This is a genomic window from Streptomyces sp. NPDC005808 (genome assembly GCF_042871385.1).
Lineage (GTDB): Bacteria > Actinomycetota > Actinomycetes > Streptomycetales > Streptomycetaceae > Streptomyces.
Map to the genome: position 1 here is coordinate 211540 of NZ_JBIAIK010000004.1, position 18505 is coordinate 230044.

The window sequence follows — 18505 nt, forward strand, 5'->3', positions numbered from 1 at the left end:
GGGGTTCAGGGCATCCCCTGAAAACCCGCCTGTGCCGCATCATGGGGGCATGGCACAGCCCGTCCTCGTCGACCCCTACGCCGCCCACGCAGCCACCGGCATCAAGCCCGGCACCATCCGCGTCTGGCTCCACCGCGGCAAGCTCACCCACCACGGCCACGACACCCAAGGCCGCGCCCTCATCGACCTGCACGAACTCCAAAACCACCTCACAGTCAAGGCCGCTTGACCCACTAGATCGCAGGGTGTAACACTCAACCCATGTTCAGCGTGCCCACATACCGCTGACCAGGACACACGAAGGCCTCGACCAATCCGGGGGGATTGGTCGAGGCCTTCGTCGCGTCTACAGGGAGGCGACCATGCCGCGTAAGGCCATGCAGGTCTGCCCCACCCCCGGATGCCCCACCCTCACCGCCCGCGGGCGGTGCACCGACTGCCAGACCCAGGTCACAGCCGAAAGACCCCGACACAAGGACGCAGGCCGCGGCCGACGATGGCGCGACGCAAGCGCCATGTACCTCCGAGACCACCCGTACTGCGAATGCCCCACGTGCTCCGCCCTCCCACCCCTGCAGCGCGACCTGGCGACCGAGGTCGACCACATCGACGGCCTCGGACCACTCGGCCCCCGCGGCTACGACCCGACCAACTGGCAGGCCATGAGCAAGGCACACCACTCCCGCAAAACCGCAGCCGAAACCTGGGGAACCTGAGGGCATGAACGCCACCGGATGGTTCGCCTGCGACGAGGGCGACGAGACAGAGGTACCCAATCCCCGCTACCCCTGGCAGCCAGTCCTTCAGCTGGAGGGCATGCAGGTCAGGCTGTCGATCTGGTTCGAGACCAAAGAGGCATGCCAGGGATTCATCACCAGCGATGTGATCGGCAAGGGCCTTCACCCGCTCCAGTGATCTCACCGACTGTGACCAGACCCAGGGGGGTACCCCCAACCGGCCAGGGGGCGGACGACGCGGGGGAGGGCGCTGCCTGGTCCGTCGGGTTCAGAGGGTCCCAGCTGTCACGCAAGGTGACGGCAATCAGTGCTGCGCAATGCAGCGTTGGAGGAGTGATCGACATGCCCCGTGGAGGAGCGCGCGCGGTCTCCGGACCGCCGCCGGACCCGAGGTCTTTGCGCAGTACGAAGGTCATCGACAAGGGCGGATGGCGGACGCTGCCGGCGGAAGGACGCGAGGGAGCACCGCCCGAGTGGCCGCTGACTGAGGCCGCTGACCGTGAGCTGGATCTGTGGGATGACCTGTGGGCGAAGCCGCAGGCTGTGGCATGGGAGGACATGGGCCAGGAGCTGGAGGTCGCGCTGTTCGTGCGGACGCTGGCCGAGGCCGAGCGTGCGGACGCTCGCGTGGATGTGAAGAAGATGGTGCGCGGCTACCTCGACAGCCTCGGCCTCAGCGTGGCGGGCATGAACCGGAACCGGTGGAAGATCGCCCCGGCGATCGAGGGGCCCGCCGCTGCGGAGGCCGGGCAGACGGATGCCGTTCGGCGTCCGTCGGCTCGTGACCGGCTGAAGGTCGTGCCCAGTGGCGAAGGGGCCTGACGCTGGGGCCGAGTTCGTCGTCGACTTCCCCACCTTGTGGATCGTGCCGGACTGGATCGAGGAGCACTGTCCGATCCCGGACGGCTTCCGCGTGGGCGAACGCATGGAGCTGTACCCGTGGCAGCTGTGGTGCACGGTCAACCACTACCGCGTGAAGCCGACGGCCGTCGTCGGGCAGCTGGCGCCGGCGTTCCAATACCGCCGTAGCCAGGTCGTCGCTCCGCAGAAGACGGGCAAGGGGCCGTGGTCGGCGACGATCGTGCTGGCCGAGGCTGCCGGGCCGGTCGTCTTTGATGGCTGGGCCAAGGGTGGCGAGCGGTACCGGTGTTCGGATCACGGCTGCGGCTGCGGCTGGTGGTACGAGTACCAGCCGGGCGAGCCGATGGGTGTGCCGTGGCCGACTCCGCTGATCCAGCTGACGGCGACGTCCGAGGACCAGGTCGACAACGTGTACCGCCCGCTGCGGTCGATGGTGAAGCGCGGCCCGCTCTCCGAGATCATGCAGACAGGCGAGGAGTTCACGCGGGTCGGGGACGACGGCCGGATCGACGTGGTCACCTCGTCGGCTCTGTCTCGCCTGGGCAACCCGATCATCTTCGCGATGCAGGACGAGACCGGCCTGTACACCACGGCGAACAAGCTACGCCGGGTCGCCGAGACCCAGCGGCGCGGCACGGCCGGCATGGGCGGCCGCTCGATGGAGACGACGAACGGGTGGGATCCGTCGGAGAAGTCCGTGGCGCAGACGACGTCTGAGTCGAAGCGACGGGACGTCTTCAAGTACCACCCGCAGGCCCCAAAGTCCCTGTCGTACAAGGACAAGCGCCAGCGGCGGAAGATCCACAGCATCGTCTACGCAGGCTCCACTCATGTGGATCTCGATGCGATCGAGGCCGAGGCCGCCGAGATCATGGAGACGGACGAGGCGCAGGCCGAGCGGTTCTTCGGCAACCGGTGCGTAGCCGGTTCGGCGTCCTGGCTGGACGGCGCGAAGTGGGCGGCGAAGGCGAAGCCGCGCAGGGTCCGGCCGATGACCCGGATCGTCCTCGGCTTCGACGGCTCCGACAGCGACGACTGGACGGCGATCCGCGGCGAGACGATGGACGGCTATCAGTTCACCCCGCTGTTCGGGGACAACGACGAGCCGACGATCTGGAACCCCGCGGACTACGGCGGCCAGGTCCCGCGCGCCGAGGTGCGTGCGGCGATGGACCAGCTGATGAACCGGTACGACGTGGTGCGGCTGTACGCGGACCCGCCGTACTGGGACACGGAGATCGACGAGTGGGTCGACCTGTACGGCGAGGAGCGCGTCATCCGCTGGCACACGCGCCGCATCGTGCAGATGCACTCCGCGTGCGAGCGGCTGAAGACGGACGTCGTGAAGCGCACCTCGGACGGTGCCGCGTTCACGCACGACGGCTGCGCGATCACGCAGTCACACATCGAGAACACCCGCGCAGCCGCCCGCCCGATGGGCCGCTACGTGCTGCGCAAGGCGAGCCCGGTTCAGAAGATCGACGTCACCATCCCGAGCATCCTCGCCCACGAGGCGCTCGGCGACGTCATCGCGGCCGGCCTGGCCGAGCCCGAAGAGTCCTACTACTACGGCAGTTGAGGAGGGCCCGATGGCTACGCAAGGGCAGGCTCTCCAGCTGGTCGCGCTGCTGGAGAACGAGCTGATCCGGCGGCGCGGCCCGATCGACCGGCACAACGACTACTACCGGGGCAAGCACCCGCTGAAGTTCGCGTCCGAGGAGTTCGCGAAGTTCCACGGGGAGCGCTACCGGGACTTCTCCGACAACTGGGTGCAGGTGGTGGCCGACTCGCCCGTGGAGCGGCTGACCGTGACCGGGTTTGTGGCCGACGGCGAGACGTCCGCAGACAGGGACCTGTGGAAGGTGTGGCAGGTCAACGGTCTGGACGCCGACAGCCAGCTCGGTTTCCTCGGCGCGGTGACCGGGGCCCGCTGTTTCGTCCTGGTGTGGGGTGACCCGGATGACCCGGACATGCCTGTGGTCACGTTCGAGGACGCCTCTCAGTGCGTCATTGCCTACGAGCCGGGCTCGCGTCGCCTGCGCCGGGCAGCGCTGAAGCGGTGGCAGGACGGCAACATGGATTTCGCCACCCTGTACCTGAAGCACGAGGTGTGGAAGTTCTGCCGTCCCCTCGCGCGGCAGGACAAGTCACCGCAGATGGCGGACGTCGACGAGGAACTGAAGACGTGGACGCCGCGCGAGATGGGCGCCGAGCCGAACCCGCAGCCCAATCCCATGGGCGTGGTCCCGATGGTGGAGCTGCCCAACAAGCCGATGCTCGTTGAGGATCCGATCTCCGATGTCGCCGGCGTGGTCGCGATGCAGGACGCGATCAACCTGCTGTGGGCGCAGCTGTTCACTGCCTCCGACTACGCCAGCTTCCCGCAGCGCGTCGTCCTCGGCGCCGAACGGCCGATGATCCCCAAGCTCAACTCGGCCGGTGAGATCGTCGGCAAACAGGCGGTAGACCTCGACAAGTTCCAGGTCGACCGAGTCGCCTGGATCACCGGCAAGGACGCCCGGATCGCGGAGTGGCAGGCCGCGAACCTGGGCATGTACAGCGGCATCATCGAGATGGCGGTCGGTCACCTCGCGGCGCAGACGCGGACCCCGCAGCACTACCTGATCGGGAAGATGGCGAACCTCGGTGAGGGCGCCCTCCTCGCCGCGGAGACCGGTCTCGTGAAGCGGTGCGACGAGAAGACCCTGTGGTACGGGCAGGGCCTGCGTGAGATGGCCCGTCTGATCGCGCTGGCCAAGGGCGAGTACGCGAAGGCCGCGGAACTGCGCTCGGGCCGCGTGCTGTGGGCGGAGACCGAGTCCCGCTCGCACGCGCAGATGGCGGACGCGCTGCTGAAGCTGAAGCAGCTCGGCTTCCCCTTCGAGTGGCTGGCGCTGCGGTACGGCCTCACCCCGACCGAGGTGTTCGACGTCCTCGCCATGCGCGAGCGGGAGTTGGAGGCAGACCCGGTCACCGAGCTGACCCGCAACCTCACCGGCGGCGGGACCGTGCCCGATCCGGAGCAGCAGCCGGACGAGCAGCAGCCGGACGAGGAGCCGGAGGCTGCGGCATGAGCCCGTCCCCCCAGGCGGTCGCGCACATGGAAGCGCGGCGCCGTCTGACCGAGGCGACCGCGCGGGCGTCGCGGCAGATGTGGCGGCAGGTCGACCGGGACAACATTTATCCGTCGTGGCTGGGCATGCTCGGCCGCCTGGTGGCGATCGTGGGGAGCGGGCAGCTGGCCACCGCGCAGGCGACCGAGCCATGGCTGACGGGGCTGCTGGGGATGGATCCGGAGCAGCCGGATTCCGACCGCCTCAACCCTGCCGCGCTGGTGGGCGTGACCGGCGCCGGGCTTCCGCTTGCAAGCGTGCTGATGGCGCCGATGTGGGCCGCGCTGCGGCTGGTTACGCAGGGCAGGCCGGTGGTGCAGTCGATGGCCAGCGGTCAGGCCCTGTTGGACGCGGTGGTCCGCACGGCTGTGGCCGATGCAGGGCGTGCGGCCGACTCGGTCGGCATGATCGCCCGCCCGGCTGTCACTTCCTACGTGCGGGTTGTCGAGGGCGGCGCCTGCTCGCGCTGTGTGGTCCTGGCCGGGCGGGAGTACGGCGTCAGTACGGCGTTCGCCCGGCATCCGAAGTGCAACTGCTCGATGGAGCCCGTCACCCGCGAGCACCGGCCCACACCTTCCAGCCCTGAGGCGCTCTTCAAATCGATGTCCGACGGCGAGAAGCAGCGCACGTTCGGCGCGTCCGCGGTGAAGGCGATCGACGCCGGCGCCGACATCGCCCAGGTCGTCAACGCCCGCCGCGGCATGGCCTCGGCGACCGTGTTCGGCCGCACGGTGCGGGCCACGACCGAGGGCACGCAGCGCGGTGAGTTCCGGCGCCAGGAGTTCCGCCGTCTGCAGGACGAGGGAGCGATCCCCCGGTCCCAGTCGATCCGGGGCTTCAGCCCCACCGCGACGCGGCTCATGCCTGAGGAGATCGTCCGCCAGGCCGGCAACCGCGAGCACGCGGTCCGGCTGCTGCGGCAGCACGCGTACATCGCCTGAACCCCGCCCGCGCGCAACGCGCAGGCCCACACCCCGCAACGGGAGATCACATGCACCGCAGCACCCTGCCCCGCCATGCCCGCGCGCACGCGCCCGGCTGGTCCCACCCCTACCCGGTCGACCCGTGGTCGCCGATGTTCTACGTCGACGGCGGCGACGGCCAGGACGACGATGCGGACGGCGACGACGACGGCGACCAGGTAGACGAGGCGGACTCGGACGACACCGAAGCCCAAGGCGGCAGCGACGACACAGACCCGGAGGGCGCCGACAAGCTCGGCGACCCGGGCAAGCGCGCGCTCGCGTCCATGAAGGGCAAGTGGCGTGCTGAGCGGGACCGGGCCAAGGAGCTGGAGCGAAAGCTCGCGGAGAAGGACGGCGCGGACGAGACCGAGACGGTCCGCCGCAAGGCCGAGGCCGACGCCACCGCCAAGGCCAACGGCAGGATCCTCCGGGCGGAAGTGAAAGCCGCGGCCGCGGGCAAGCTCGCGGACCCGGCCGACGCCTACAAGTTCCTCGACCTCGACCAGTTCGAGGTCGATGACGACGGCAACGTCGACAGTGAAGAGGTCGCGGAAGCGATCGAGGAGCTCATCAAGAACAAGCCCTACCTGGCAGCCGCAACGGCCAAGAGGTTCCAGGGCACAGCCGACGGCGGCGCAGCGCGCAAGGCGGGCCGGCCGAAGCAGCTCACCAAGCAGGACCTCAAAACCATGAGCGCTGACCAGATCGTCGCGGCCCAGGATGCGGGCCAGCTCGACGACTACCTCAGCGCCGGCTAACCCCAAGAAGGAGGCCACACCGTGGCTATCACCCGCTTCCGGCCGGAAGTCTGGAGTGCTCGACTGCTGGTCGGCACCCGGACGCGTCTCGTCTACGGCCAGCCTGGCGTCGTCAACCGCGACTACGAGGGCGAGATCGCCGAGTCGGGCGACATCGTGCGGATCACGTCCATCTCCGACCCGACGATCGGCACCTACACCGCGAACTCCACGGTCATCACCCCGGAGGAACTGACCGACGCGCAGCGCACGCTGCAGGTCGACCAGAGCAAGTACTTCGCGTTCAAGGTCGATGACGTCGACAAGCGGCAGGCGAAGGGCAGCGTGATGCCCGAGGCCATGTCAAGGGCCGCGTACCAGCTGGCGAAGGTCGCCGACTCCTACGTCGCGAACCTGTACACCCAGGCCGCGACCGCCAACCAGCTGGGCACCGTGGCGGTGACCACCGCGGACCTGGCCTACGCCCAGATCCGGGCGATGAAGCTGCGGATGGACGAGGCGGACATCCCCGAAGAGGGCCGTTACCTCGTCGGCCCGCACTGGTTCTTCTCCCTGCTGCTGGACAGCAGCAAGTACCTGGACGCCTCCGCGTCCGGTTCCAACGAGCCACTGCGCAACGGATTCGTGGGCCGCACGCTCGGCTTCAACCTGGCGCAGTCCAACCAGGCCCCGAACCCCACCGGCGACGACTTCGTAGTCCAGGCCGGGGTGCCGCAGGCAATCTCCTTCGCGGAGCAGATCAACAAGACCGAGGCCTACCGGCCGGAGAACAGCTTCTCCGACGCGATCAAGGGCCTGCACCTGTACGGCGCCAAGGTCATCCGCCCGGACCACATCGTCACTCTCGTCGCCTCCAAGACCTGATCGGAGAAGTGAACTCATGCCTCGCACAGCAGTCGCGTACCGCAACCTGGTCGCCAACAGCTCCCTCAACGGTGCCACCGGCCCGACGACGGTCGACGCCACGCTCGTCACCAACGGCGTCGTCATCGCGAACGCCGTCCCAGAACTCACCATCCTCCGAGCCACCCACACCGACAGCACCGCGCACGACCTGATCGTGCGCGCCGGCGACAACCCGCCCGCGCTGGCAGCAGGGCAGGGTGACCTGACTGTCGAGGTCGCCCTCACCTCGGGCATCCGGTACTTCGGGCCGTTCGAGTCCGGCCGGTTCCTCCAGTCCGACGGGGCGATGCACATCGACTTCGAGACCGGTTTCGTCGGCACCATCGACGTCCTGCGAATCCCGAGGGCCACGTGATGACAGAGACGATCTACATCCGAGGGGAAGGCGGCGGGATCCACGCCATGGATCTGCCCCTTCACGAGTCGGTCGAGCAGCGCCTCGCCCGCGGCCAGCTGACCCGCGTCAACCAGGACGGCAGCTCCTACACGGACGGAACCACGGAAGCGGGACCGAGCGAGAGCAGCGACCCAGCCGCGGACAAGTCCGCCCGGCCTGCGGTGAACGCGTCCAAGTCCGAGTGGATCGCCTACGTCGTCGGCCAGGGGCACCTGTCTGCCGAGGACGCGGCGAACCTCACCAAGGCTGACCTGATCGAACTGGCCAGCTGACGGGAGGGGGTCGCCGTGGCGCTCGACCCGTTGGCGACACAGGCCGACCTGGAGGCCCGCGGCCTGACCGTGGAAGCCTCCGAGGAGGCGATGGTCGGGGTGTTCCTCGACGTCGCTTCGACCGCCGTCCGTGAGGCGGCGGGAGTGCCGATCTCGGAGACGACGTCGACGATCCTGTTGGAGGGCGGGCCGGGTCAGTGGCTGACACTGCCCGGCCTGCCCGTCTCGGCCGTCGCCTCGGTGGAGCTGGACGGTGTCGCGCTGACGGACTGGCGGCTGCGTTCCCAACGCCTGTGGCGTGCGGTCGGCTGGACGGGCTGTGACGGCCCGTCCGAGGTGGAAGTCGTCCAGACGCACGGGCTCGCTGATGTGCCCTCGGACATCGTCGACCTGGTGTGCCGCATGGTCGCCGGCGCGTTGAAGGCGCAGCGGGCCGAGGCGGACGGTACGGGCCTGGCCACCGAGGTCATCACCTCGGAGCGGATCGGGGACTACGCGGTCACCTTCGGCGGCGACGGGCGGGTCAGTGAGATGGACCTGCCGCAGTACTGGCGCGAGCGCCTCGAGGCCCGCTTCGGCGGCGGCGCGCAATTGCTGAGGTCGAGGTGAGCGTCGGCCGGTACTTCAACCGGCAGCTGGACGTCTGGCGCCTGCAGACGTCGCCGGACGGGCACGGCGGCCAGACCACCACCCTCGTCCAACAGGGGCTGCCCGTGCGGGCGAAGGTCGACCAGCCCTCCCCCACCGAACGCCTCATCGCCCAGCAGGCGAACTCCAAGCACTCGCACGACGTGTTCATGCCGCCCGGCGCCGACGTGCGGCGCGGCGACGAGCTGCGCGGCAAGGACGGCCTGGGCAACGACCAGGTGTTCCGGGTGCTGTCCGTCGTCCAGCCGTCCCGGCCCGTGTACTCGAAGGCTCTTGCTGAGCTGATCCAGGGAGAAGGAGAACCCGATGGCTGAACTCAGCCTCACCACGGTGCCGGTAGCCACCGGTATCGCCGATGTCGCCGCCCAGGCGGTCGCTGCCGCTGTCGGAGGGGACACCGCGCCCGTCGGGCCCGGCCGGTTCCTGTACGTCAACAACGGCTCCGGCGGATCCATCACGGTCACGGTGGCCACGCCGGGCACGGTGTCCGGGCTGGCCATCGCGGATACCGCGGTGGCGGTCGCCGCCGGGAAGCACGCGTTCATCTCGCTCGCGAACGTCTTCCGGGGCGCGACGGGCCGCGCGGCCATCACCTACAGCGCGGTCACCACGGTGACCGTGAAGCCGTTCGAGCTGGGCGTCTGATGGCCGAGCGGGACTGGCAGTTGCCCAAGTGCGAGCCGCAGGAGTGCCGTTCGCGGGCCGAGGAACTGCTCGCCGTGGGCGACATCAAGGAGGTCGGACCGCGGGCGATCGCGTGGGCCCTGCTCGCCGTCGCCGGCGAACTGCACACCATCCGCAAGCAGCTCAGCAGGAGGTGACGGCGATGGCACGCAGCGGACGGGCGCCGGTAAGGGTCACCGGCCTGGCCCGGCTGAAGGAACGCCTCCAGGACATGCCTGACCAAATCAAGGATGCCCTGGTAGAGGCTGTGAAGGAGTCGGCCGAGGCGGTACGCGACGACGTCAAGCGCAACGTGCCGGTCGACACCAGGGGCGGAGACAGCCACCACCTCAAAGACACCGTCGACATCCGCTACCGCGAGGGCGGCCTGGTCGCCGATGTCGGCTGGTTCGGCCCCGAGAACTCCTACGCCACCTATGTCGAGTTCGGCACCCGCAAGCGGCCTGCGCAGCCGTCGCTGTATCCGGCGCTGGAGCGGGAGCGGGGCCGCTTTGCCGCCCGGCTGACGGACGAGATCCGGCGGGCCCTGCGGTGAGCAGCCCCATTCCGGGACTGGCCGCGCTGCCCACGCAGGACGGCATGCGTAACGCGCTGCTCGCCGACGCCCCGCTCATGGCCCTGATCACGGGCGTCTTCGACTGGGTCAACGAGAAGCAGCCTTACCCGTACATCGTCATCGGTGAGGCGGTGGAGACCCCGTCCAACGCGCACGACCGGTACAGCTCCGAGGTGCTGGGGACCTTGCACATCTGGGACCAGAACCGCGGTTTCGCCTCAAGCCTGACGATCGCGGCCCGTGTGATTCAGGTCCTGGACCACACACCGCTGACCATCGAGGGCCATGTCCACCGGTGGACGCGGTTCGTGTCCCTGCAGACGCTCAGGGACCCCGAGCCTCCGGGCGACATCCGGCACGTGCCGATGACGTTCCGTATCGGCACTGAGGTCTCCCCCGCGTAACTGTCCGATCAACGACCGGCCGCAAGCGCCGGACAACCTCAGAAGGGCGGAGACCATGGCCGGTCTTGACGCATTCGGTACCCAGCTCAAGCGTGACTCCAACGGCGCCGGCGCCTTTCTGGCCGTCGCCAACGTCTCGGACGTTTCCGGTCCTTCGAGGTCGCGTGAGGCCATCGAAGTCACCGCCCACGACTCCCCCGACAAGTACCGGGAGTTCGTCAAGGGGCTCAAGGACGGCGGGGAAGTCGAGATCACCATCAACTACGACCCCGGCGACGCGACCCACCTGGCGCTCGATGCCGACTTCGAGGAAGACGACCTGCGGGACTACCAGGTCGTCATCCTGCCGGGCAAGGACGACGAGCACACGTGGGAGTTCTCCGCTCTGATCACCAGCCTCGGGGACGAGTTCCCGCACGACGACAAGATGGAGCGCACGTGCACTTTCAAAATCTCGGGCAAGCCTGTGCTGACCGCGACCGGCGCCTGACGAGAGCGGGGAAGAGCGCATCATGGCACTACTGACGAAGGCTCAGATCAACTCCGCCGTAGACCGCGTGTGGGAGGACGTGCCCGTGCCCGAGTGGGGCGAGGGTGCGCAGGTCCGTCTCATGGAGCTGTCGGCCGCCGACCGCGGCTACATCGAGGCGGGCAGCGTCGTCGCCAACGGGCAGAACCCTCAGCTCAAGGTCGAGTCCCTGAAGGTGTACCGCGAGAAGCTCGTCGGCATGGCGATGGTCGACGAGAACTTCGAGCGGCTCTACACCAACAAGGAGATCGCCGCGGGCGAGCTCGGCCTGAAGTCCGGCTCGGTCATCGAGCGGCTGGCCGCCAAGGTGCAGGAACTCTCGCGCATGGGCCGGTTCGCCGTGAAGGAAGCCGAGGGAAACTCCGACGCCGCCCAGAGCGGCTCTTCCGTTTCCGGCTAGCGGAGCATCTCGGGATGACGGTGGCCGACCTGGACTCCCGGCTGGGTTCGGCCGAGCTGACCGAGTGGATGGCCTTCGAGAAGATCACCGGCCCGCTCGGCAGACGCCGCAACGACATCCAGGCGGCCACCATCGCGGCCACCATCGCCAACGCCAACCGGGGCAAGGGCGGCAAGAGGTTCACCCCGCAGGACTTCCTGCTGCCGTATGGCGCCGAGCGGAAGGGGCCGCAGGAAATGCTGGCAGCCATCCGCGGCATCAACCAGTCGATGGGGGGTGAAGAGCGTGGAGGACCTGAAGGTTGAGGTCGCCGCGGACATGGGCAGTACGTCCGCAACGCTCAACGACGCAACTACCAGCATCGACGGACTGGGCGCCGCGGCCAGCTCTGCCAGCGGTGACCTCGGCCAGGCGGACAGCCAGGCCGGCGGTCTCGCCACCAGCATGGACAAGGTCGGCGTCGGGGCGCTCGGGGCCGCCGGTGCGTTCGCCAGCATGGGCGACATCGTCAACGGCGCCGTCGACCTGTGGAACACGGGAGAGCAGCGGGCCGACGACCTCGCGCGCGCGCAGAACGACGTCGCCCAGGCCGCGCTCGATGTGAAGCAGGCCAACCAGGACATGCGGCAGTCGCAGGTCGACGCCAACCAGGCGCAGCTGGACGGTACCCAGTCCGGGATCGACCTCAAGCAGGCTCTGCTCGACCAGAAGGTTGCCCAGGAGGAGTACAACGAGGCGGTCAAGGAGTTCGGCCCCAACTCTCTTGAGGCTGAGCAGGCGCAGATCGACCTGAGTCAGGCGGATGCGGATGCCGAGCAGGCCAAGCTCGACGGCAAGCAGGCGACCGAGGACTACAGCCAGGCCCAGCTCGACGGCAAGCAGGCGGCCATCGACGCCAGCAGCGCGCAGGTCGATCTCAATGAGGCGCAGCGCAATCAGGTCGGTGCGGGTGTCATGGGCAGTTGGGTCGGCACGATCTCGCAGATCGGTACCGCGCTGTTCGGTCTCATCGGCACCTTCGCGCTGTTCGGGGCGGGGACCGTCGCGACCGCTGCGACGGCTGTCGGCTCGGCCATAGCGACGGCGGCGGCGTGGGTGGGTTCCTGGATCGCCATGGCCGCTACCGCCACGCTGAGCGCGGTCACCATGGCGGCGGCGTGGCTGCTTTCGATCTGGCCGATTGCCCTGATCGTCGCGGCTGTCGTCGCTCTGGCAATCGTGATCATCAAGAACTGGGACACGATCAAGGCGTGGACCATCAAGATTTTCAACGCGGTCTGGAACTGGCTCAAGGGCCTGTGGGACGACATCGTCGCGCTGTTCAACTGGGCTGTCGCCATGGTGAAGACGATCTTCTTCAACTTCGCCCCGCTGGGGATCATCATCAAGAACTGGGGTGCGATCACCGGTTGGATCTCAGCCCAGTGGAGCAGCATCGGACGGACGATCTCCGGCTGGGTCGACAAGATCGCAGGCTTCTTCGATGGCATGTGGGACGGCGTCGTCGGCGGCCTGAAGTGGGCACTCAACGGAATCATCAGCCTGCTCAACGACGGCATCTACAGCGTGAACACGCTGATCAGCGGAGCCAACCGTCTTCCCGGCGTCGATATCGGCTTCCTTCCCTACATCCCGTACCTCGCCGAGGGCGGTGTCACCACAGGGCCGACCCTGGCCATGATCGGTGAGGGCCGGGAGCAGGAAGCCGTGCTTCCCCTGAGCAAGCTCCAGGGTCTGCTGAACATGCAGGGCGGCAACCAGGTTGTCGTCCAGATCGATGGTGGCCCCTTCCGGGAGTACCTCCAGGCCGAGGTGCGCACCAAGGCCGGTGGAGATGTGGCCCGTTACGCTGGAGGTGACTGATGCCGAGCCTGCCCCCGCCCATCTGGGCTGAACTGTTCTTCGGCGGTGCGTGGAACGGAATCACCCGGGATCTGCGGCAGACCTCCGCGGTCACCGCGTCCCGGGGCCTGTCCGCCGAGTCGTTCGCCGCGGCCGAGCCCACCACCACGGAATGCACGCTCGACAACCGCGGCCACGACTACTCCCCGCGCAACGCGAAGAGCCGTCTGCGCGGGCTGATCGGCCGCAACACCCCCTTCCGGTGGGGGTACCGGGTCGGCTCCCCGTGGGCCGAGTTCGCCGGAGGACTCGGCTCGGACGCCATCCAGACCCCCGACAGTGCAGCCCTGGACATCGCAGGCGACTTCGATCTGCGCGTGGACATGGCCCTTGAGGACTGGTCCGAGTCGCAGATGATCTGCCTGCGCTATGTACCGTCCGCCAACGCGTGCTGGGCCCTGGAGATGGTCAACGGGTTCCCGACGTTCCTGTGGTCCCCGGACGGGACGTTCGCGAGCCGCATCGACCAGACGGCCACCGCAGAGCTGAAGGCGCACAACGGGCGGCGCCTGGCGCTGCGCGTGACGCTGGACATCGACAACGGGGCCGGCGGGTACGAGCTGCGCTTCTACACCGGGCGCACCGTCGACGACGAGGAATGGGACCTCCTGGGCGAGCCCATCACCGGCAGCAGCACGACCAGTGTGTTCACCGGGACGGCGGAGCTCGAGTTCGGGCACGGCTCCAGCTTCAACGCACTGCCCAGCGGAGGGACGCTGAACCGGATGCGAGGCAAGGCTTTCGCGCTCAAGCTCCTCAACGGCATCGCCGGGACCGTCGCGGTCGCCATGTCGGTGGCCGCCGCGACCCCGGGAGGCACCTCGTTCACGGACGCCACCGGCCTGGTGTGGACGAAGCAGGGCAGCGCGGTGTTCTCCAACAAGCACATCCGCATGGCCGGTGAGGTGCCTGCCTGGCCGCCCACGCGGGACCTCTCGGGCAACGACACGTACACGCAGATCACCCCGACCGGCATCAGCCGCCGGATGGACGCGGGCAACAAGCCCCAGGACTCCGCCCTCCTGCGCTACATCAAGGCGCAGGGCCCCATCGAGTGCTGGCCGCTGACGGACGGGAGTTCCAGCACGGTCGGCACATCGCTCGTCGGCGGGTCCAACATGCGGCAGAAGATCGACGCAGCCGTGGACACACCTGTCGAGTTCGGGGCCGGCCGCTTGGCGGACTGGATCGAGCCCGTGATCGCCGTGAAGCCCGACTCCACGGGGCGCTTCATCGGCACCGTCCCGGTCAGCTCGTCCGCTGCCTCCAAGTGGTCGGTGGATCTGTTCCTGCGCGGCGGGGGCAACGAGTCAGCGGGCGGTGTCGTCATCCGCGACCGCGGGGCCGGCACCGACGCGGACAACGCCATCGAGTTCTTCCTCGTCTTCAACGGCAACCTGGACACCCTCGCCACGCTGTGGACGGCGGTGGGGGAAACCTCCGCGCCGCAGTCGCTCCTCACCGCCGGAAGCCCCGCGAACATCTACGACGAGGGGCTCCACCACATCCGCTTGACCATGGACCCCGGCGTCTCCACCACCGCGTGGGAGATGTACACCGACGGTGTCCTCCTGGACAGCGGCACCATCCCTGTAGTCGTCAAGGCCGTCTCGACGATCGACCTGCGGTTCGGGTTCCTCACCGTGGCCAACCAGACCATGACCGAGCGCGGGTTCGGCTACATCACCTACTGGGACGGCACCGGACCCTCGGCCGCCGACATGTGGGGTGCGGCCACCGGCTTCCCGGGGGAGCGCGCGGGCGCGCGAATCGAGCGTCTGGCCACCGAATCCGGATACACCGCGAGCACCTCTGGGGAGCTGGCTCACCAGCAGCTGATGGGCGTGCAGGACCGCAAGAAGCTGCTGCAGCTGCTCAACGAATCCAGCCTCACCAACTTCGGCTACCTCCTGGAGCGGCGCGACGCCCTGGAAGTGATCCACCGCAGCCACTCCACGCTGTGGAACCAGCCCCCCGCGCTCACCCTCGACTTCTCCGCCGGTCTCATCAGCGCCCCGTTCAAGCCGGCCGATGACGACAAGCTCACCGAGAACGACGTGTCGGTGTCCCGGGCAGGGGGCGCCGTGCCGGTCCGGGCGGTTCTGGAGTCGGGCGAGCTGTCCGTCCAGGACTTCCCCGCAGGTGCGGGCCGCTACGACAACGCCTACACCTACAGCCTGTACACCGACGACCAGGCCGCGAACGTCGCGTACATGCGCCTGCACCTGGGGACGTACAACGGCGTCCGGTACACCCGGATCACCCTGGATCTCGCCAACCCTCGCGTCTTCCAGATGATCGACGCCATCCTGCGCCTCGATGTCGGCGACATGCTGCGCCTGACGAACGTCCCAGAGGACCACGGCCCGGACGATGTTGATGTGCTCGTGCAGGGCTACACCGAGGAAGCCGGACCACAGTCCTGGAAGATCACGCTCAACTGTGTACCGGCCGAGCCCTGGACGGCGTTCGTGGCCAGCAGCGACCGCTACAGCCGGGCGGACACCAACGGCAGTTCCCTGAACGCGGCCCTGACGTCCTCGGCGACGTCTATGAGCGTGGCCACCGCGGCCGGGAACACGGTCTGGGTGGACAGCACCGGGTACGCGGCCGAGTTCCCCTTCGATGTGCGTGTCGGAGGTGTGAGCGGGGAGGTGGTCCGCGTAACCGCGGTCTCAGGCACCTCGTCCCCGCAGACATTCACCGTGGTACGGGGCGTCAACGGCGTGCGGATAGCCCACGATCCGGCTGAAGACGTCCGTCTCGCCCACCCCGTCTACATCCCCCTGTGAGGAGGAGTCGTGGCCATCTACCCCGACATGCGGGCCGGTCAGAGGATGCTCGTCGACGTCCTTCGCTCGACGATCTACGACGAGGTAGTCAAGGCGACCACCGAGACCGTCACCAACAGCATCACCTACCAGGACGACAACGAACTGTTCCTGCCCGCCGGAGCCAGCGCCAAGTACCGCTTCGACCTGCTGCTGCTGCACAGCTCCGGCACGACGGGCAAGTTCAAGATGCAGTTCACCGCACCCGCCGGATCCACCGTGGCCTGGGGTGTCGCGGGCGCCTACACCGCGGTGACCTCATCCAATCCCGTCTCCGATGTGTCCCTCCCCTCGCGGACCTTGAGCGACGTCCTGGGCCTGGGAGGGGGGAACCTGACGGGTACCACTGCGTTCATCAGCGGAGTCCTCACCACCAGCAGCACGGCCGGGAACCTGATGTTCCAGTGGGCCCAGATCACCTCCGACGCCGCCGCCACCCAGGTACGCGCCGGTTCCACCCTCCGCATGAAGAGGATCGCCTGAAAGGCAGCCCGTGCTCCCACAGTCCGAGTACTACCAGATCACCCTGAACAGCAACGGAACCGGCGGCTCGTTCGACGTCGCGTTCAACATCGCCCGCGCGGACGCTTTCACCGGCGACGGCAGCGACATGGGCAACGGCAGTATCACCGGCCCTGAGCAACTCATGGCCATCGCCCAGGGAATCGCCTCCGGCCTGGAAGCAACGTCCGCGCCCTACTGGGACAACATCACGGTCGCCTCGATCACGAGGACGCCCTTGCATGACGCTGTTCCGCTCTACCCCTGAGAAACCCCACACCGTCGCCCCGCGCCGTTGGCCGGGGCTTTTCTCATGCCCGGGAGGGCACATGACCGAGCAACAGCCGTCCGTCGGGCGGATCGTCCACTACGTCAGCTACGGCACCCCCGGCGGCGAGTACACCTCGCAGTGTCGGGCCGCCGTCGTCACCGAGGTTGTCAACCCCGACCTCGTCGGACTTGCCGTCCTCAATCCGACCGGCATGTTCTTCAACCAGGAGATCACGCACGACGAGAGCGGGACCGTTGGCGGCACCTGGCACTGGCCGGAGCGTGTGTGATGGCCACACCACCGTCCGCCGCCACCTTCCTCGACCTGCTCCGCGACGAAGGCCTCACCGTCGTCGAGGTCGGCACCTGGGAGACCCACAACCGCAACCACATGGGCCCGTGGGGTCCCGTGCACGGCGTGATGATCCACCACACCGTCACCAAGGGCACCGCCTCCACAGTGGCGCTGTGCCGCGACGGGCACTCCACGCTGCCCGGCCCGCTCTGCCACGGCGTCATCGCCAAGGACGGCACCGTGCACCTGGTCGGCTACGGCCGCGCCAACCACGCAGGCCTGGGCGACAGTGACGTCCTCGCCGCCGTCAAGAACGAGACGGCGCTGCCCGCCGACAACGAGGCGGACACCGACGGCAACCGCTCCTTTTACGGCTTCGAGTGCGAGAACCTCGGCGACGGCAAGGACCCATGGCCCGCCGCGCAGCTGCTCACCATCGAGAAGGTCTCCGCCGCGATCTGCCGGCACCACGGCTGGGACGAGCGCTCCGTCATCGGCCACCTGGAGTGGCAGCCCGGCAAGGTCGACCCGCGCGGGTTCACCATGGCGTCGATACGTGCTGCTGTCGCTGAGCGGCTCGGCTCGAAGCCCGTCACCGTGCCCCCGCTGCCGAAGCCGGCCAAGCCCGTCGTCGACCTGTCGAAGGTGGTCGCCGCGGCCAAGACCAACCCGAAAGCGGCGGGCACTCCGGTCACTTACTCCGGGGTCCGCACCGTGGAGTCCGCCCTCGTCGACGCGGGCCTGCTCGCCAAGGCGTACTCCGACGGCCACTTCGGCACGACCACGGTCGAGGCCTACGCGAAGTGGCAGCGCTCCAAGGCCGGAGGCGGCTACAGCGGCAGCGCTGCCGACGGCGTCCCCGGCAAGGCCAGTCTCACCAAGCTCGGCGCGAAGTACGGATTCACCGTCGTCGCCTGAACCCCCGAAGGGACACACCCATGTCTGAGCTCAACTTCCCCAGTACCGAGACCGTCGTGAAGACGGCCGCCACCTACGGCCGCGATCTCCTCGAGCGCGTCCTCACGACGTTCCTCCAGGCGGGCATCGCCGGTGTCGTCGTCACCCAGCCCCTCGACGGCTCGATGTGGTACGCCGCCGGGGCCGGTGGCGTGGGCGCGGTGCTCGCCCTCGGCAAGGGCCTCGTGGCGCGCTGGAGGGACGTCACCAACTCGGCATCCCTCGCGAGAGGCGTATAGGTGGCGACACCACAGGACCCCGGCGTCTACATCTCGTCCGGGCAGATGTACCAGGAGTTGAGATCCCTGAGCGATGGCGTCACCCGGGTAGAGACCAAACTCGACACCATCGGCCAAGGCCTCACGGAAGTCGGCAAGGACGTCGCCGACCACGAGTCACGGATCCGCACCCTGGAGCACACCATGTGGCGCGCTGCCGGAGGCGCTGCGGTCCTCGGTGCTGGTGCCGGAATCGTCGCCCAGTTCCTCATCCGCTGAACAACACGCCCCCAGCCACGGT

28 protein-coding genes are annotated in these 18505 nt (G+C 68.4%); all 28 read left to right on the forward strand.

Annotated elements, in window-relative coordinates:
* Positions 1 to 49 precede the first annotated feature (49 nt).
* The 28 genes from ACFYPC_RS11310 (at position 50) to ACFYPC_RS11445 (ending at position 18483) form a co-directional block, all read left to right on the forward strand.
* On the forward strand, positions 50 to 229 hold the full coding sequence (locus tag ACFYPC_RS11310; RefSeq protein WP_388673763.1) for a hypothetical protein: 180 nt from the start codon (positions 50 to 52) through the stop codon (positions 227 to 229).
* 286 nt (positions 230 to 515) lie between these two features.
* Positions 516 to 716, forward strand: coding sequence for an HNH endonuclease signature motif containing protein (locus ACFYPC_RS11315; protein WP_388673765.1), 201 nt, complete (start codon positions 516 to 518; stop codon positions 714 to 716).
* Between the two features lie 4 nt (positions 717 to 720).
* Entirely contained in the window at positions 721 to 915 is a 195-nt protein-coding gene (locus tag ACFYPC_RS11320) for a hypothetical protein (protein ID WP_388673767.1), read from the forward strand.
* Between the two features lie 164 nt (positions 916 to 1079).
* Entirely contained in the window at positions 1080 to 1559 is a 480-nt protein-coding gene (locus ACFYPC_RS11325; RefSeq protein ID WP_388673769.1) for a hypothetical protein, read from the forward strand.
* Entirely contained in the window at positions 1543 to 3177 is a 1635-nt protein-coding gene (locus tag ACFYPC_RS11330; RefSeq protein WP_388673771.1) for a hypothetical protein, read from the forward strand. The genes ACFYPC_RS11325 and ACFYPC_RS11330 overlap by 17 nt, the downstream gene beginning before the upstream one ends.
* Positions 3178 to 3187: 10 nt before the next feature.
* Entirely contained in the window at positions 3188 to 4672 is a 1485-nt protein-coding gene (locus ACFYPC_RS11335) for a phage portal protein (protein WP_388673773.1), read from the forward strand.
* On the forward strand, positions 4669 to 5652 hold the full coding sequence (locus ACFYPC_RS11340; RefSeq protein WP_388673775.1) for a hypothetical protein: 984 nt from the start codon (positions 4669 to 4671) through the stop codon (positions 5650 to 5652). The genes ACFYPC_RS11335 and ACFYPC_RS11340 overlap by 4 nt, the downstream gene beginning before the upstream one ends.
* A 50-nt stretch (positions 5653 to 5702) precedes the next feature.
* The gene (locus ACFYPC_RS11345) at positions 5703 to 6434 is read left to right on the forward strand and encodes a hypothetical protein (protein ID WP_388673777.1); all 732 of its coding nucleotides are present in this window, start codon (positions 5703 to 5705) and stop codon (positions 6432 to 6434) included.
* A 21-nt stretch (positions 6435 to 6455) separates the two neighbouring features.
* Positions 6456 to 7298 (forward strand): P22 coat protein - protein 5 domain protein, encoded by an 843-nt coding sequence (locus ACFYPC_RS11350; protein ID WP_388673779.1) that lies wholly within the window; start codon positions 6456 to 6458, stop codon positions 7296 to 7298.
* Positions 7299 to 7314: 16 nt separating this feature from the next.
* Complete coding sequence (locus tag ACFYPC_RS11355) at positions 7315 to 7695, forward strand: hypothetical protein (RefSeq protein WP_388673781.1); 381 nt, start codon at positions 7315 to 7317, stop codon at positions 7693 to 7695.
* On the forward strand, positions 7695 to 8009 hold the full coding sequence (locus ACFYPC_RS11360) for a hypothetical protein (RefSeq protein WP_388673783.1): 315 nt from the start codon (positions 7695 to 7697) through the stop codon (positions 8007 to 8009). The genes ACFYPC_RS11355 and ACFYPC_RS11360 overlap by 1 nt, the downstream gene beginning before the upstream one ends.
* A 15-nt stretch (positions 8010 to 8024) precedes the next feature.
* Positions 8025 to 8618 carry a hypothetical protein gene (locus ACFYPC_RS11365; protein WP_388673785.1) on the forward strand — a complete coding sequence of 198 codons (594 nt, stop codon included), beginning with the start codon at positions 8025 to 8027 and terminating at the stop codon, positions 8616 to 8618.
* Entirely contained in the window at positions 8615 to 8971 is a 357-nt protein-coding gene (locus tag ACFYPC_RS11370) for a head-tail adaptor protein (protein ID WP_388673787.1), read from the forward strand. The genes ACFYPC_RS11365 and ACFYPC_RS11370 overlap by 4 nt, the downstream gene beginning before the upstream one ends.
* A complete protein-coding gene (locus tag ACFYPC_RS11375) occupies positions 8964 to 9302 on the forward strand; it encodes a hypothetical protein (RefSeq protein ID WP_388673789.1) in 339 nt (112 codons plus the stop codon). Before ACFYPC_RS11370 ends, ACFYPC_RS11375 begins: the two co-directional genes overlap by 8 nt.
* Positions 9302 to 9478, forward strand: a complete 177-nt coding sequence (locus ACFYPC_RS11380; protein ID WP_388673791.1) for a hypothetical protein — start codon at positions 9302 to 9304, stop codon at positions 9476 to 9478. Before ACFYPC_RS11375 ends, ACFYPC_RS11380 begins: the two co-directional genes overlap by 1 nt.
* A 5-nt stretch (positions 9479 to 9483) precedes the next feature.
* Positions 9484 to 9876, forward strand: a complete 393-nt coding sequence (locus ACFYPC_RS11385; protein WP_388673793.1) for an HK97-gp10 family putative phage morphogenesis protein — start codon at positions 9484 to 9486, stop codon at positions 9874 to 9876.
* Entirely contained in the window at positions 9873 to 10301 is a 429-nt protein-coding gene (locus ACFYPC_RS11390) for a DUF3168 domain-containing protein (RefSeq protein WP_388673795.1), read from the forward strand. The genes ACFYPC_RS11385 and ACFYPC_RS11390 overlap by 4 nt, the downstream gene beginning before the upstream one ends.
* Positions 10302 to 10356: 55 nt before the next feature.
* The gene (locus ACFYPC_RS11395; RefSeq protein WP_388673797.1) at positions 10357 to 10791 is read left to right on the forward strand and encodes a phage tail tube protein; all 435 of its coding nucleotides are present in this window, start codon (positions 10357 to 10359) and stop codon (positions 10789 to 10791) included.
* Between the two features lie 22 nt (positions 10792 to 10813).
* Entirely contained in the window at positions 10814 to 11230 is a 417-nt protein-coding gene (locus ACFYPC_RS11400; protein WP_388673799.1) for a hypothetical protein, read from the forward strand.
* Positions 11231 to 11244: 14 nt separating this feature from the next.
* Positions 11245 to 11535: a DUF4035 domain-containing protein gene (locus ACFYPC_RS11405; RefSeq protein WP_388673801.1), complete on the forward strand. Its 291-nt coding sequence runs from the start codon at positions 11245 to 11247 to the stop codon at positions 11533 to 11535.
* Positions 11516 to 13093: a hypothetical protein gene (locus ACFYPC_RS11410; protein WP_388673803.1), complete on the forward strand. Its 1578-nt coding sequence runs from the start codon at positions 11516 to 11518 to the stop codon at positions 13091 to 13093. Before ACFYPC_RS11405 ends, ACFYPC_RS11410 begins: the two co-directional genes overlap by 20 nt.
* Positions 13093 to 15924 (forward strand): hypothetical protein, encoded by a 2832-nt coding sequence (locus ACFYPC_RS11415; RefSeq protein WP_388673805.1) that lies wholly within the window; start codon positions 13093 to 13095, stop codon positions 15922 to 15924. Before ACFYPC_RS11410 ends, ACFYPC_RS11415 begins: the two co-directional genes overlap by 1 nt.
* 9 nt (positions 15925 to 15933) lie before the next feature.
* Complete coding sequence (locus tag ACFYPC_RS11420; protein ID WP_388673807.1) at positions 15934 to 16446, forward strand: hypothetical protein; 513 nt, start codon at positions 15934 to 15936, stop codon at positions 16444 to 16446.
* Positions 16447 to 16456: 10 nt separating this feature from the next.
* Positions 16457 to 16732 (forward strand): hypothetical protein, encoded by a 276-nt coding sequence (locus ACFYPC_RS11425; protein ID WP_388673809.1) that lies wholly within the window; start codon positions 16457 to 16459, stop codon positions 16730 to 16732.
* Positions 16733 to 16793: 61 nt separating this feature from the next.
* Positions 16794 to 17024 (forward strand): hypothetical protein, encoded by a 231-nt coding sequence (locus ACFYPC_RS11430; RefSeq protein WP_388673811.1) that lies wholly within the window; start codon positions 16794 to 16796, stop codon positions 17022 to 17024.
* Positions 17024 to 17947, forward strand: coding sequence for an N-acetylmuramoyl-L-alanine amidase (locus ACFYPC_RS11435; RefSeq protein ID WP_388673813.1), 924 nt, complete (start codon positions 17024 to 17026; stop codon positions 17945 to 17947). Before ACFYPC_RS11430 ends, ACFYPC_RS11435 begins: the two co-directional genes overlap by 1 nt.
* 20 nt (positions 17948 to 17967) lie before the next feature.
* Entirely contained in the window at positions 17968 to 18225 is a 258-nt protein-coding gene (locus tag ACFYPC_RS11440) for a hypothetical protein (RefSeq protein ID WP_388673815.1), read from the forward strand.
* Positions 18226 to 18483: a hypothetical protein gene (locus tag ACFYPC_RS11445; RefSeq protein ID WP_388673817.1), complete on the forward strand. Its 258-nt coding sequence runs from the start codon at positions 18226 to 18228 to the stop codon at positions 18481 to 18483.
* The last annotated feature ends 22 nt before the right edge of the window (positions 18484 to 18505 follow it).

Coding starts and splice junctions, on each gene's coding strand:
- ACFYPC_RS11360 (WP_388673783.1), top strand. CDS start 7,695: ATGACAGAGACGATCTACATCCGAGGGGAAGGCGGCGGGATCCACGCC.
- ACFYPC_RS11385 (WP_388673793.1), top strand. CDS start 9,484: ATGGCACGCAGCGGACGGGCGCCGGTAAGGGTCACCGGCCTGGCCCGG.
- ACFYPC_RS11340 (WP_388673775.1), top strand. CDS start 4,669: ATGAGCCCGTCCCCCCAGGCGGTCGCGCACATGGAAGCGCGGCGCCGT.
- ACFYPC_RS11315 (WP_388673765.1), top strand. CDS start 516: ATGTACCTCCGAGACCACCCGTACTGCGAATGCCCCACGTGCTCCGCC.
- ACFYPC_RS11440 (WP_388673815.1), top strand. CDS start 17,968: ATGTCTGAGCTCAACTTCCCCAGTACCGAGACCGTCGTGAAGACGGCC.
- ACFYPC_RS11400 (WP_388673799.1), top strand. CDS start 10,814: ATGGCACTACTGACGAAGGCTCAGATCAACTCCGCCGTAGACCGCGTG.
- ACFYPC_RS11345 (WP_388673777.1), top strand. CDS start 5,703: ATGCACCGCAGCACCCTGCCCCGCCATGCCCGCGCGCACGCGCCCGGC.
- ACFYPC_RS11430 (WP_388673811.1), top strand. CDS start 16,794: ATGACCGAGCAACAGCCGTCCGTCGGGCGGATCGTCCACTACGTCAGC.
- ACFYPC_RS11395 (WP_388673797.1), top strand. CDS start 10,357: ATGGCCGGTCTTGACGCATTCGGTACCCAGCTCAAGCGTGACTCCAAC.
- ACFYPC_RS11380 (WP_388673791.1), top strand. CDS start 9,302: ATGGCCGAGCGGGACTGGCAGTTGCCCAAGTGCGAGCCGCAGGAGTGC.
- ACFYPC_RS11320 (WP_388673767.1), top strand. CDS start 721: ATGAACGCCACCGGATGGTTCGCCTGCGACGAGGGCGACGAGACAGAG.
- ACFYPC_RS11355 (WP_388673781.1), top strand. CDS start 7,315: ATGCCTCGCACAGCAGTCGCGTACCGCAACCTGGTCGCCAACAGCTCC.
- ACFYPC_RS11415 (WP_388673805.1), top strand. CDS start 13,093: ATGCCGAGCCTGCCCCCGCCCATCTGGGCTGAACTGTTCTTCGGCGGT.
- ACFYPC_RS11435 (WP_388673813.1), top strand. CDS start 17,024: ATGGCCACACCACCGTCCGCCGCCACCTTCCTCGACCTGCTCCGCGAC.
- ACFYPC_RS11375 (WP_388673789.1), top strand. CDS start 8,964: ATGGCTGAACTCAGCCTCACCACGGTGCCGGTAGCCACCGGTATCGCC.
- ACFYPC_RS11325 (WP_388673769.1), top strand. CDS start 1,080: ATGCCCCGTGGAGGAGCGCGCGCGGTCTCCGGACCGCCGCCGGACCCG.
- ACFYPC_RS11335 (WP_388673773.1), top strand. CDS start 3,188: ATGGCTACGCAAGGGCAGGCTCTCCAGCTGGTCGCGCTGCTGGAGAAC.
- ACFYPC_RS11310 (WP_388673763.1), top strand. CDS start 50: ATGGCACAGCCCGTCCTCGTCGACCCCTACGCCGCCCACGCAGCCACC.
- ACFYPC_RS11405 (WP_388673801.1), top strand. CDS start 11,245: ATGACGGTGGCCGACCTGGACTCCCGGCTGGGTTCGGCCGAGCTGACC.